At 51.5% G+C, this 12,272-nt stretch carries 10 protein-coding genes; 7 read left to right on the forward strand and 3 right to left on the reverse strand.

From position 1 onward, the window contains the following. Window positions 1-30 precede the first annotated feature (30 nt). The 3 genes from EJN92_RS09175 to EJN92_RS09185 all read left to right on the forward strand — a co-directional run bounded on the left by EJN92_RS09175 (window position 31) and on the right by EJN92_RS09185 (window position 3,272). Complete coding sequence (locus EJN92_RS09175) at window positions 31-603, forward strand: outer membrane beta-barrel protein (RefSeq protein WP_157984336.1); 573 nt, start codon at window positions 31-33, stop codon at window positions 601-603. A gap of 387 nt (window positions 604-990) precedes the next feature. After that, the gene (locus EJN92_RS09180) at window positions 991-1,635 is read left to right on the forward strand and encodes a LysE family translocator (protein WP_126127541.1); all 645 of its coding nucleotides are present in this window, start codon (window positions 991-993) and stop codon (window positions 1,633-1,635) included. A 116-nt stretch (window positions 1,636-1,751) separates the two neighbouring features. After that, on the forward strand, window positions 1,752-3,272 hold the full coding sequence (locus tag EJN92_RS09185) for a DUF3369 domain-containing protein (protein ID WP_126127542.1): 1,521 nt from the start codon (window positions 1,752-1,754) through the stop codon (window positions 3,270-3,272). Window positions 3,273-3,293: 21 nt separating this feature from the next. Here the strand turns inward: EJN92_RS09185 and EJN92_RS09190 are convergent, their stop codons facing one another. Both EJN92_RS09190 and EJN92_RS09195 read right to left on the reverse strand, forming a co-directional pair. After that, the gene (locus EJN92_RS09190) at window positions 3,294-5,225 is read right to left on the reverse strand and encodes a GAF domain-containing sensor histidine kinase (protein ID WP_126127543.1); all 1,932 of its coding nucleotides are present in this window, start codon (window positions 5,223-5,225) and stop codon (window positions 3,294-3,296) included. 69 nt (window positions 5,226-5,294) lie between these two features. Further along, window positions 5,295-5,753, reverse strand: a complete 459-nt coding sequence (locus tag EJN92_RS09195; protein ID WP_126127544.1) for an Lrp/AsnC ligand binding domain-containing protein — start codon at window positions 5,751-5,753, stop codon at window positions 5,295-5,297. A 177-nt stretch (window positions 5,754-5,930) separates the two neighbouring features. On the opposite strand from EJN92_RS09195, the gene putA reads away from it, so the two are divergent. The 4 genes from putA to EJN92_RS09215 all read left to right on the forward strand — a co-directional run bounded on the left by putA (window position 5,931) and on the right by EJN92_RS09215 (window position 11,267). Then, window positions 5,931-9,578, forward strand: a complete 3,648-nt coding sequence (gene putA / locus EJN92_RS09200; RefSeq protein WP_126127545.1) for a trifunctional transcriptional regulator/proline dehydrogenase/L-glutamate gamma-semialdehyde dehydrogenase — start codon at window positions 5,931-5,933, stop codon at window positions 9,576-9,578. A gap of 150 nt (window positions 9,579-9,728) precedes the next feature. Further along, window positions 9,729-10,391 (forward strand): putative metalloprotease CJM1_0395 family protein, encoded by a 663-nt coding sequence (locus EJN92_RS09205; protein WP_126127546.1) that lies wholly within the window; start codon window positions 9,729-9,731, stop codon window positions 10,389-10,391. Between the two features lie 28 nt (window positions 10,392-10,419). After that, window positions 10,420-10,740, forward strand: coding sequence for a hypothetical protein (locus EJN92_RS09210; RefSeq protein WP_126127547.1), 321 nt, complete (start codon window positions 10,420-10,422; stop codon window positions 10,738-10,740). Window positions 10,741-10,823: 83 nt separating this feature from the next. Continuing rightward, window positions 10,824-11,267, forward strand: a complete 444-nt coding sequence (locus tag EJN92_RS09215) for a UPF0158 family protein (protein ID WP_126127548.1) — start codon at window positions 10,824-10,826, stop codon at window positions 11,265-11,267. 26 nt (window positions 11,268-11,293) lie between these two features. Here EJN92_RS09215 and EJN92_RS09220 read toward each other — a convergent pair whose 3' ends face one another. Continuing rightward, window positions 11,294-12,202 (reverse strand): LysR family transcriptional regulator, encoded by a 909-nt coding sequence (locus EJN92_RS09220; protein WP_126127549.1) that lies wholly within the window; start codon window positions 12,200-12,202, stop codon window positions 11,294-11,296. Between the last annotated feature and the right edge of the window lie 70 nt (window positions 12,203-12,272).

Below are 12,272 nucleotides of genomic sequence, written 5' to 3' on the forward strand. Positions count from 1 at the left end.
ATAACATTTTTATCACAGGCTTACATTACCATGTCTAAAAAATCACTGTTAGCAACGAGTTTGCTGATTGCCGGTCTCGTTTTAAGTGCACAGGCTACGGCGCAACAACGCTATTTGGGCGCCGCGATCGGTACTGCCAAATGGAATATCGATTGCACAGGCGCCACCGCTTGCGATAAAACTGACACCAGTTATCAAATTTTGACTGGCTACAATTTTTCCCCAACTTGGGCAATTGAAGGTAGTTTTTTCTCTCTGGGCGAAACTTCAGCCAGCAATGCCGGTGTTGCCGGGGCTTTTAAGTCTAGCGGTGTTGATGTGGGCGCTGTCGTTAAAACCCCAGCGATGAAGGGCTTTGTTGGCCTCGCCAAGATGGGCCTGGCGTATGTTAAAGGTGAAGTGGTTGGTAGCGTCGGTAGCCTGGTCGGTTCCGGTTCTAAATATTCGGTGCAACCGATGTTTGGCTTTGGCGTCATGTATCAAGTCAATCAAGACGTCAATGTGCGCGCTGAATATACTTATCGCAAGGTAAAAGTGGCCGATATGTCGGATGCGACCGGGAATGTCTCGACGTTTACACTCGGTGCGCAATCGACGTTTTAAATCGTATCACGCAGGCGTCGCTGTATAGCGGCGCCGCGAGTAAGTAAGCGCTGGCTGCAGGTGATCTGCAGCCAGCGTTTTTTTGTCCATATTTTTAGTAGATTAACCGCTCTCAAAGGGACCGTCTAAAAAACCATGAGTCTCGATGCTAGCAGCTCACAAGAAAAAGCTTTGCCGCAGAGGCGCAGAGTACGCAGAGGGAAAAACCAAGGTTTTCTCTGCGTACTCTGCGCCTCTGCGGCGAGAAAAGTTTTTGTTCTTAGGTTTTTAGAAGTTACCGTTTAGAAGTGCCCATTTTTTAGACGCGCCTTCACTAGGTTTTCATTTTAATGCGATGATGCGCGCTGCTTGCCTGGCGATTTTTCATCTACTTCGGAGTTTCTCACTATGTTTGGTACCCAAGATCTGGCGCTCTTTGTTATCTCCGGCCTGTTATTGAATCTGGCTCCCGGTCCCGACTCGCTGTTGATCATGACGCGTGCCGCCAGTCAGGGCTGGAGGGCAGGTTCAGCGGCGGCGCTAGGTATAGGCAGCGGTACTTTTGTGCATATTTTGGCCGCCGCCCTGGGCTTGTCGGCCGTGCTGGCGACTTCGGCAACCGCCTTTTTGATCGTCAAATTGATAGGCGCCGCCTATTTGCTGTACGTAGGCTTGGGGCTATTGCTGAGCAAGAAAAAATCTAGCGAGGACGGCGAGCAGATCACGATTGTCACTACGCGTCTGAGTTATCGTAAGATATTTTTACAAGGTTTTCTGACCAATCTCTTGAATCCCAAGGTCGCGGTATTTTTCCTCGCCTTTGTGCCGCAATTTATTGCCAGCAGCGCACAAGATAAAGCGCTGGCCTTTATCTTTTTGGGCTGCATCTTTAATTTTAATGGCATGCTGTGGTGTCATTTCTTAGCTTTTAGCAGTGCCTACGCCAGTCAAAAACTGCGCGTGAACCGGCGCTTAACCTCAGGTCTAAATCGCCTGATCGGTCTGATGTTTGTCTCATTTGGGCTTAAGCTGGCGCTGGCGAACCGCAACTAAATCAGCGTTATCGCTTATGCAAATTGATTCATGATTGTTAAGTGCCGCGGCTAGGACTACAATAGATTTGGCAGTTTATTTCCGATAGAAATCTTCTTGATACGGAATTTATCCCTATGTCCTTCCTAGCTACTAGCGCCAGTGCCAATAAACTTCCTCCCTGGAAAATTCTGTTGGTGGACGATGAGCCCGATGTCCACACCATCACTAAAATGACACTCAACCGTTTTCTTTTAGACGGTCGTGGTTTGGTATTTTTAGATGCCTACAGCGGCGCCGAAGCGAAACAAGTTTTAGCTGCTGAATCCGATATTGCCCTGGTATTTTTAGACGTGGTGATGGAGGCTGAGGACAGCGGCTTAGAAGTGGCGCGCTGGATGCGCCAGGAGCTGGGGAATAAATTTTCACGGATAGTTTTGCGCACCGGTCAGCCCGGGCAGGCGCCGGAAGAAAGAGTAATCGTTGATTACGATATCAATGATTACAAAGAAAAAACCGAGCTCGATCGTAAGAAATTATTTACCACCACCTTCGCCGCTTTGCGCGCCTATCGCGACATCATGGAAGTCGAGCAGGCACGTCGTTTTCAGATGAGTTACCGCGAAGGTCTGGAGCGCGTCATTGAAGCCTCGGCACAGATTTTTCAGCAACGCAATCTGATCGATTTTGCCAATGGTTTGCTGCAACAGGTGATCGCCTTATTGCGACTAGAACAAAGTATGCTGGTGCGTCTGCGTGGCGCGATCGGCATCTCGGGCGAACAAAAATATGAGGTGTTGGCACGGGTTGGTGAGGTGGAAGATGACAGCCATATTTTTTCACCCGAGCTGCTGGCGCAACTCGATGAGGCACGTACCACACGGGTCTCGCGACTGCATGGCGATACTTACGTAGGTTACTTCCCAAATAGCAGTGGCAAGGCTTCATTGCTGGTCTTAAAAGGGGTCTCCGATGTGGGCGAGATCGATGCCAAATTACTCGAGGTTTTTTCTTCCGGCGTGGCAATCGCGTTTGACAATATTTTGCTCAATAATGAAATCACCGAAACCCAGAGTGAATTGATTATGCGCCTCGGTGATGTGGTCGAGTCACGTTCGCATGAGGCTGGTAATCACGTGCGGCGCATGGCTGAGGTCTGTTACTTGCTGGCCTGCGCTTCGCATATGCCGGCCGACGATGCCGCCATCCTCAAGCAGGCTGCACCTATGCACGATATCGGTAAAGTTGCGACCCCCGATGCGGTGCTGCTTAAACCGGGCAAGCTCGATGCTGACGAGTGGAGCATCATGCAGCAGCATCCCGCCATAGGGCTGTCTATTTTGGACGGCTCGCAGCGGCCGATACTCAAAGCAGCGGCCATCATCGCGCATCAACATCACGAGAAATTTGACGGTTCCGGTTATCCACAGGGATTGGCTGGAAATAGCATACATCCCTACGCGCGTATTGTTGCGGTAGCCGATGTTTTTGATGCGCTGATGCACGCACGTTGCTACAAACCGGCTTGGGCCTTGGACGATGTGATCAGGCATTTACAAACCGTGAGTGGCACGCATCTCGATACGCACTATGTCGATTTATTGATCGCTAATATTGATGCCGCATTGGCGATCAATGCACGCTATCCGGATGTTTAAGCGCGCGCAGAACGGCTGGCTTTAGTCTTGTAGTTGACGTGGAAAACGTAGGCGATAGCGCAGGCCATTGCCGATTTCGCTGCTTGCCAGTATCGTTCCTTTGAGCACGTCGGTGATAAGATTAAAGATAATATGCGCGCCCAAACCACTGCCGCCCTGGCCGCGTTTGGTGGTGTAAAACGGGTCAAATAATTTTGTCAAAGCTTCTGCATCCATGCCGTTACCGTCATCGCTGTATTCCAGACAAACCTGATCAGCGTCTAAGCATGCCGCAATATGTATTTTGCCAGCGCTATCTTGATTAAAACCATGCATCAGCGAATTCATCAGCATATTGGTCAGCAATTGCGACAAGGCTCCGGGAAAGCTAGTCAGCAGTATGCCGCTGACGCAGTCTAGCGTGATGGCAATTTTTTTGCCCTTGAACTTGGGTTGTAGCGAGTGCAGGATTTCTTCCAGATAGTCGTGTAAATCAAACTCACGCAAATGATCCGAGGATTGATCCACCGCCACCTGCTTGAAGCTGCGTACCAAAGTGGCGGCACGCTGGGTATTGCTATCCAAGATGCGCAGCGCCTGATCGAGTACCTCAAAAAATTGCTGTAATCCTTGTTCGCTAAGACTATTCTCGGCCAGCTCCTGGCGCGTTAGTTTCAGCTCTTCGGCCAAATGGCTGGTGGCGGTCACGCATATGCCTAGCGGCGTATTTATCTCATGTGCGATACCTGCCACCAAGCCACCGAGCGCCACCATTTTTTCTTGTCTGACTAAAGTGCCTTGCGCTTCTTGCAGGGCGAGTAAGGCCTGGCTGAGCGCGCTGTTTTGTTGTTCAAGCTCGCTCTTGGCGAGGCGTAACGCGAGCTCCGCATCAAAGCGTGACAAGGCGCTTGCCACATGATTGGCGACAAAGGCGAGTAAATTTAAATCCTGCTCTGAATACAAAATCGTCGGGTCGTAGCTTTGTAAGATGAGTACACCGATAATCTGTTCATGCACCAGCATAGGTGCTCCCATCCAGCTGGACATCTGTAAATTGCCCAAACCATGGCGAATTTCTGCGCTGGCTATCAGCTCTTCAAAGCGCGCATGATCGATCAGTTGTGCTTGCTTACTGCGTATCACATACGAACTCAAACCCACACCCAAAGGGAATCTGCTGGTGGTGGGGATAGACTCGGTTTCATCGACAAAATACTCTATGCTGATTTCATCGCTATCGGCATGAAAACGCAAAATCACAAAATTGCGGGCGAACAGTAATTTCGCGATACTTTGATGGATGCTGGCGTACAGAGTGCTCACTTGCTCTACCGAGCTAGACAATTCGGCGATTTCAAACAGGGCGCGTTGCAGCGCCTCGGCATGTTTGCGTTCGGCGATTTCGTGTTCTAGTAGTGCGGTTCTCTGCTGGACTGCGAGTTCCAGGCTATCTCTATGTTGCAGGCCCTGTAAGGCCATCGCAACATGGCTGGCAATCTGGCTAAACAAGGCCTGATCTTCCAGACTGAAGCTGATTTCTGGCCTATAACTTTGGATGACGATGGCACCCAAGGCTTGCTGGTGTTGATCGAGTAAGGGGCAACCCATCCATTGCTCGGCGGGTGTGCCATTCCAAGCGCTGAGTATCATCTGCCGGAATTCTTGCGCGCTCATGATGAGACGTTGACGATTCTGTATCACCCAAGAGGTGGCCGACTGATTGGTCGCTGGCAATACAAATAATTCTGTGGGGTCGGGAGTGGCATCGGCTTCATCGACAAAATACACGAAGCGCACCGCCTGATTACTACCGTCGGTCAAGGCCACATAAAAATTGGCCGCATACATGACGCGACCGAGTGCCGCATGAACCGCGCGCAGAAATTCAGTGATATCGCGGCAAGCAGTCGCTTTCTGACCGATTTCCAGCAATATCGCCTGTACCGCTTCCAGGCGATGCAGACGACTTTCCATAAGTTTCCTTCTTTATCCAAACAAAAGCCTCTTTGTCTGGTCGCTTGCACGGTTTTGCGTATGCCCTGATTATTTGATGGGCAAACTGGTGGTATTTTTTACTTCTTCCATCACTGCATAAGTATGCGTCTCGCGCACACCATTGAGCTGCAATAAGGACTTACCTAAAAAATCACGGTAAGCATTCATATCCTTGACGCGCGCCTTGACCAGGTAATCAAAACCGCCGGCCACCATATGGCATTCCAGTACTTCGGGTATCGCCTGCACACCGCGCTTAAAGGCTTCAAATACATCGGCGGTGGTGCGATCCAGGACTACTTCAATAAACACCAAGAGTGCAACATCCAGCAGGTGGGGATTGAGTTGTGCTGTGTAGCCTAAGATGTAGCCCGACTCTTGTAACTTACGCACGCGCTCTAGACAAGCCGCAGGCGAGAGGTTGACACGGGTGGCTAATTCTACGTTGCTGATACGGCCGTCATTTTGTAATTCGGCCAATATTCTTTTACTGATTTTGTCTAGCATAAGAAGTCAGAGTGGTGATTAATAATATTCGGTGTAATTGTCTCATGAAATATTAAATTTCGCCATAAGTCGATATTTCCAGAATTAATCATAGGCGTTCACCTATACAATTAAATCAAATTCGCTTTGATTTAATTCAGTAAAAGCGCACCTTGATTTAAAACCATAAAGATAATAATGCTGAGACCTACGCCTACGCCCTTTCATGCTTTGCAATCCGAATTATTGCCACATGCTACACCTCTTCGCGATGCCATTACTCAGGTTTATCGGCGTGACGAAGAATCTTCGGTACAGTGGTTATTATCCAACATAAATCCCCATTCTGGTGCACAAGCGAATATTAAATCCCTCGCGCATCAATTAGTCAGTGCGGTGCGCCAACAGCGCACCCGCGCTTCTGGTGTGGATGCCCTGATGCACGAGTTTTCTTTGTCTTCCGAAGAAGGCGTGGCTTTGATGTGTATGGCAGAGGCCTTGTTGCGGATACCCGATCATGCCACCGCAGATCGCTTAATCGCCGACAAAATCAGTAAAGGTGACTGGCGCAAACATCTGGGCGAATCGCCCTCTTTGTTTGTCAATGCCGCCACCTGGGGCTTGCTGGTCACTGGCAAATTGGTCAGCACCAATAGTGATCAGGGTCTGGGCTCGGCCTTAAGTCGTCTGATCACCAAAGGTGGTGAACCTTTAATCCGTAAAGGTGTGGATCTGGCAATGCGCATGCTGGGTAATCAGTTCGTTACCGGCCAGACTATAGCCGAAGCCTTAAAAAACGGCGAGGATAACGAGAAGCGTGGTTATCGCTATTCTTACGACATGCTGGGTGAAGCGGCCTTGACTGCGCATGACGCTGCCTTTTATTTCAGCGCTTACGAAACCGCGATTCACGCCATAGGCAAGGCCTCGAACGGGCGTGGTATCAAAGACGGTCCGGGGATTTCGGTCAAACTCTCAGCCTTGCATCCGCGTTACTCGCGCGCGCAAAGAGCGCGCACTATGAAAGAGTTGTTGCCGCTGCTGAAAAAACTCATCTTACTGGCCAAGCAATACAACATTGGTCTCAATATCGATGCCGAAGAAACCGACAGACTGGAGCTGTCCTTAGATCTGATGGAAGCGCTGGCCTTTGATGCCGACTTGAAGGGTTTTGAAGGCATAGGTTTTGTGGTGCAGGCCTACCAAAAGCGTTGTCCGTACGTGATCGATTATCTGATCGATCTGGCGCAGCGTAGTGGCACTAAATTTATGGTGCGTCTGGTCAAGGGCGCGTATTGGGATTCTGAAATCAAGCGTGCGCAAGTTGACGGCATGAGCGGTTTCCCAGTGTATACCCGCAAGGTGTATACCGATGTCTCTTACCTTTTGTGCGCGCAAAAATTGTTGGCCGCCACCGCGGTGATTTATCCACAGTTCGCCACCCATAACGCGCTCACTTTGGCGACTATTTACACTTGGGCGCAGCAAGAAAATATTACCGATTATGAATTCCAGTGCCTGCATGGTATGGGCGAAACTCTGTACGATCAGGTGGTTGATAAAGATAAGCTAAACAAGCCTTGCCGTATCTATGCACCAGTCGGTTCGCATCAAACTTTGCTGGCCTATCTGGTACGTCGCTTGCTGGAAAATGGCGCGAATTCGTCTTTCGTCAACCAGATCGTTGACGAGGCGATTTCTATCGATTCGCTGATCGCCGATCCGCTCAGCATCGCTGCTGAATTGGGCGGTAAGCCGCATAGCGGTATTTCTTTGCCTACAGATTTATTTGGCACTGAACGCAAAAATTCGGACGGCCTGGATTTTAGCAATGAGTTGGAACTGCAAAAAATCGCGGCTCATTTCGCAGTCTGCAGTGCGCAAGTCATCACTGCAACGCCACTCTTGTATGGCCAAGTCTCGGCCACTAGCTCGCAACCGGTAATTAATCCAGCTGATCATCAGGATGTGGTCGGTCATGTGATACAAGCCGATGCGCACGACGTACAAATGGCTTTGCTGGCCGCCGAAAATTACGCAATAGACTGGCAAACGGTCACGCCTTCCGATCGTGCTGCCGTCCTGAAAAAAGCGGCAGATTTACTCGAGAACCAAACCCTCGATTTCATGGCCTTGGCAATCCGCGAAGCTGGTAAATCCCTACCGAATGCGCTGGCCGAAGTGCGTGAAGCGGTCGATTTTTTACGTTACTACGCGGCCCAGGTAGAATTTTTGCCGAACACGCAGGCCCTGGGTCCGGTGGTGTGTATCAGCCCTTGGAATTTCCCGTTGGCGATCTTTATCGGCGAGGTCAGCGCGGCGCTGGCGGCGGGTAATGTGGTGCTGGCGAAGCCGGCCGAACAGACGCCTTTAATTGCTTTTAAGGCTATTCAATTACTGCATGACGCCGGTGTTCCACGTGGAGCATTGCAATTCTTGCCGGGTACGGGCGAGGTGGTCGGCGCCCAGCTGGTGGCGGATAAGCGCGTTAAAGGCGTGATCTTTACCGGCTCTACCGAAGTGGCGCATATCATCAATCGCACTTTGGCCAAGCGTTCAGTGGCCGAGCATATCGACATCCCTTTGATCGCCGAAACTGGTGGCCAGAACGTCATGATCGTCGACAGCAGTGCCTTGCCGGAGCAGGTCGTCAATGATGTGATTTCTTCCGCCTTTGATAGCGCCGGTCAACGTTGCTCTGCCTTGCGTGTGCTTTGCCTGCAAGTCGACATCGCTGATAAAACGCTGGAAATGCTGAAGGGCGCGATGCAAGAATTGCGTGTCGGTAAACCGAATCAGTTGGCGATCGATATCGGGCCGGTGATCGATAGAGAGGCGCAGCAAGCGCTGCAAGCGCATATCGATAAAATGCGCGGGCAAGCCAAGAATTTTTACGCACTCGATCTGCCGGTTTCCTGCGAGAACGGCACTTTCATTGCACCTACCATGATGGAGATCTCTTCTTTGTCTGAGCTGACAAAAGAAGTGTTTGGTCCGGTCTTGCACGTCTTGCGTTACAAGCGCGACGAACTGCCTAAATTGCTAGAATCTATCAATGCCAGCGGCTTTGGTTTGACCTTGGGCGTGCATTCACGCATCGATGAAACCATCGATTTCATCACGCAAAGAGCGCATGTCGGGAATATTTACGTGAATCGCAATATCGTCGGCGCGGTCGTTGGCGTGCAGCCTTTTGGCGGTGAAGGTAAATCCGGTACTGGCCCGAAAGCCGGCGGCCCTCTGTATCTGAAGCGTCTGCAAAAAAATCCGGCGGCGGCGATTGCCGGACATAGCGTCTACGAACGTCAGGCACCAGGCGCATTGGATGCCTTGCTGGTCTGGGCCAAAACCCATGGCCATGAAAAAATCGCCGAACTGGCAGAGCAATATGCGCATCGCAGCCCTTACAAAATGACGATGGTCTTGCCCGGCCCTACCGGCGAGCGCAATACCCTGTCATTCGCACCGCGTGGTCGGGTGTTTTGCGCTGCCAGTACGGTCAATTGTCTGCTGAACCAAATCGCCGCTTTGCTGGCTACCGGTAATACCCCGGTGTTACCGGCGCAGAGCATCAGCTTATTGCCTAGCGGCTTGCCTATGCTGGTCCGTGATCGTATCTTGCAGGCAGAAGCGACCCAGGCGCAGGTCCAGTTTGCCTTAGTCGAAGGCAATCTGTTAGCCGACTACAAAACCCTGTTCGCAGGGCAAAATGAGGCGATCGTCTGCGTTATCGAGATGCAAGAAAGCAATGAAGCACCATTGTGGCGTCTGGTCGCCGAGCGCGCCTTATGCATTAACACCACGGCAGCTGGGGGCAATGCCAGTTTGATGACTTTGCAGAACTAATTTCTGAGTCGCTAAATGAAAAAAAAGCCGGGCATTTTTGCCCGGCTTTTTTACATTTTAGGCAGTTCATCTGCTTAAATAATTAGCACTTTATTTCAGGCGAAATTGCGACTAATATGAATTTATCTCTAGCTAGTTGTGGTGTGTGTCATGAGCAGTATTGTTACAGGTGCGGGTATAGGCTCTAGTGCTAGCGTGATTAGCGCAGGCAAGACCGGACTTGCCCTGATTAATGCCATAGGGAAACCAAAACCCGAAACTGCCAGCGATAAATCAAGCAAGATTGACAACAGTGCCGGCCTCGCACCCAGCCCCAAGGTTGCGGATGCGCCGGTTAAGAATGCCAGTGCCACGGTGCAACTGAGTGATGAAGCCAAGGCCACGGTAGAGCGCCTACAAGCGCGCGACAGGCAGGTACGCGCACATGAGCAAGCCCATCTGGCGGCCAGTGGTGGTTTGGCCACTAGCGGTGCTTCCTACACCTATCAAAAAGGTCCGGATGGGGTGCGTTACGCGGTCGGTGGCGAAGTGAGTATCGATGTCTCGCCTGGTAGTACACCGCAAGAAACCATCGCCCGTGCCATCACCATACGCGCCGCCGCGCTAGCGCCAGCCGATCCTTCAGGGCCGGATCGAGCAATCGCTGCGCAGGCCAGTCAGATGGAGCAAAAAGCCCGTAACGAACTGGCGACCCAGCAGCAAGGCCAGGTAGAAACTCAGCCGCAAAATAAGTCCGGTAAAGGCGCGGCAGCGTACGCCGCCGTCTCCGAGAGCGGTAAGGTTGAGGCTACTCGCATCAATAACTACGCCTGAAGTAAGGCCTGAAGTGGCGCCTTTTTTGGTGAAGCAAAAAAGGTATGTAGCTGCCGGTCTACCACCGGCCGGCAATCGCACAACAACGACAGAAGAACATCAAACACTGAACAACAGCAATCAAAAACACCTTAAGCCCAGCGCGCATATCCCATGCGCCTCGCAGGCAGGCATGCCTGAAGAAGCGCATGGAATATGGGTGATGGCAGGGTCGGTTTGTAAATACCGTACCGCACAAGCGTACAGCGAGATACGGGCGATTTCGTGCAATGCAGACGGTGCGCATGGCGCACCCTATGCCAACCTGGCTGCTGAGCTATTCTTGATATATTTTGATCTTCATCAGTGAAACTATGAGATTGATATTTACATTTTTTCCAGTAGGCGTATAAATATCCCTAGCACTCCTTCTCCTTCACCAGTGAGTTTCGTATGCCATCCAAACGCTCATCGCCCGCCGTTAAATACAGCGAACTTCTCGATGCCTTCGACCTCATCAGTGCGGCACCGCAATATACGAATAACGCCTATATCTGCAAAGACAGCGGCAAAGTGTATGTGGCGCTAGCCGACAGTGACGAGGAGGAAGACGAGCTGCCGGAAGACGTGAATAGCTCTGAGCATTACCTGGAGTTGCCACATAAAAATGACTTCGATTTGGGCAATGCTTTGGCGCTGGCGTTTGCCGAGCAAGAGCTACCCGATCATTACCAGACTTTGGCCGACTACTTCCACGCCAAAGGTGCTTACGCCCGCTTCAAAGCGTTTTTACAAGGTAAAAATCTACTCGAAGCCTGGTATCAATACGAGATCAAGGCCACCGAAACCGCCTTGCGCCATTGGTGCGAAGAGCATCATATTGCCTTGATCAACTGAAAATACCGCGCTGAGCCAGGCCGAGCTTAAGCCGATTCTGCGGGACGCCAATCGGGGTCTTGCGCAAACCATTCCAATAGATGATCTAGCATGGCGCGTAGCGCTGGTTGCATGTGCTCGCGCGAGGTGTAGATGCCGTACACGCCTAATTGCTGAGGCTGATATTCTGGCAAAAGCTGCAGCAGCTGTCCGCTGGCGATCAAAGCTGCGACCGCAGCGCGCGGCTGTAAGGAGATACCAACGCCCTTGATGCTGGCCGCCAGCAAAGCCATCGATTCATTCGATGAGAGATTGCCACTGACCGCGACCGCGCTGGTCTGCCCGGCGTGGCTGAACTGCCATAGACTTTTGCCAAAATAACTGTAAGTCAGACAATTATGCGCACTCAGGTCCTGGATATTTTGGGGCCAGCCATGTTGCGCCAAATACGCCGGTGCGGCGCACACCATCGAGTCACAAGTGGCAAGGCGACGCGCGATCTGGTTCGGCTCTAGCGCATTGGTGATGCGGATTGCCAGATCGATGCCCTGCTGGACCAGATTCACGGCACGATTATCCACCTGTAACTCGATCGCGGTGAGCGGATAGTGGACTAAAAAACTGCTCACAGCGTCGGCCAGCGTGCCCTGTGCCAGCCAATGCGAGCTGGCGATACGCAACAAACCTTGCGGCGTGGCTGGATCGAGGCTGGCATTGTGCATGCTGCCCGCCAAAGCCAACATGGCACGGCAACGTTCCAGGGTTTGCTCACCGGCCGCACTCAGGCTGAGGCGACGGGTACTGCGATGCAAGAGGCGGGCCCCGGCCCACGCTTCCATCTCGGCCAGATAGCGCGTCACCATGGCGCGTGACATATCGAGCGCTTCGGCAGCAGCCACCATACTGCCGCGCTGGGCGATTTCTACAAAGACCTGAGCGGCGGTGATTCTATCCATGCCTTGCTTTCATCATTATATTCGTTCGAATTATGCAATTAATCATTGCAATTTACACTGTTTTTCAAAC

The sequence above is a fragment of the Undibacterium parvum genome, assembly GCF_003955735.1.
GTDB classification, from domain to species: Bacteria; Pseudomonadota; Gammaproteobacteria; order Burkholderiales; family Burkholderiaceae_D; genus Undibacterium; species Undibacterium parvum.

Excerpts from the sequence above, each read along its gene's own strand:
- EJN92_RS09175 (WP_157984336.1), top strand. The coding sequence starts at position 31 with ATGTCTAAAAAATCACTGTTAGCAACGAGTTTGCTGATTGCCGGTCTC.
- EJN92_RS09180 (WP_126127541.1), top strand. The coding sequence starts at position 991 with ATGTTTGGTACCCAAGATCTGGCGCTCTTTGTTATCTCCGGCCTGTTA.
- EJN92_RS09185 (WP_126127542.1), top strand. The coding sequence starts at position 1,752 with ATGTCCTTCCTAGCTACTAGCGCCAGTGCCAATAAACTTCCTCCCTGG.
- EJN92_RS09190 (WP_126127543.1), bottom strand. The coding sequence starts at position 5,225 with ATGGAAAGTCGTCTGCATCGCCTGGAAGCGGTACAGGCGATATTGCTG.
- EJN92_RS09195 (WP_126127544.1), bottom strand. The coding sequence starts at position 5,753 with ATGCTAGACAAAATCAGTAAAAGAATATTGGCCGAATTACAAAATGAC.
- putA (WP_126127545.1), top strand. The coding sequence starts at position 5,931 with ATGCTGAGACCTACGCCTACGCCCTTTCATGCTTTGCAATCCGAATTA.
- EJN92_RS09205 (WP_126127546.1), top strand. The coding sequence starts at position 9,729 with ATGAGCAGTATTGTTACAGGTGCGGGTATAGGCTCTAGTGCTAGCGTG.
- EJN92_RS09215 (WP_126127548.1), top strand. The coding sequence starts at position 10,824 with ATGCCATCCAAACGCTCATCGCCCGCCGTTAAATACAGCGAACTTCTC.
- EJN92_RS09220 (WP_126127549.1), bottom strand. The coding sequence starts at position 12,202 with ATGGATAGAATCACCGCCGCTCAGGTCTTTGTAGAAATCGCCCAGCGC.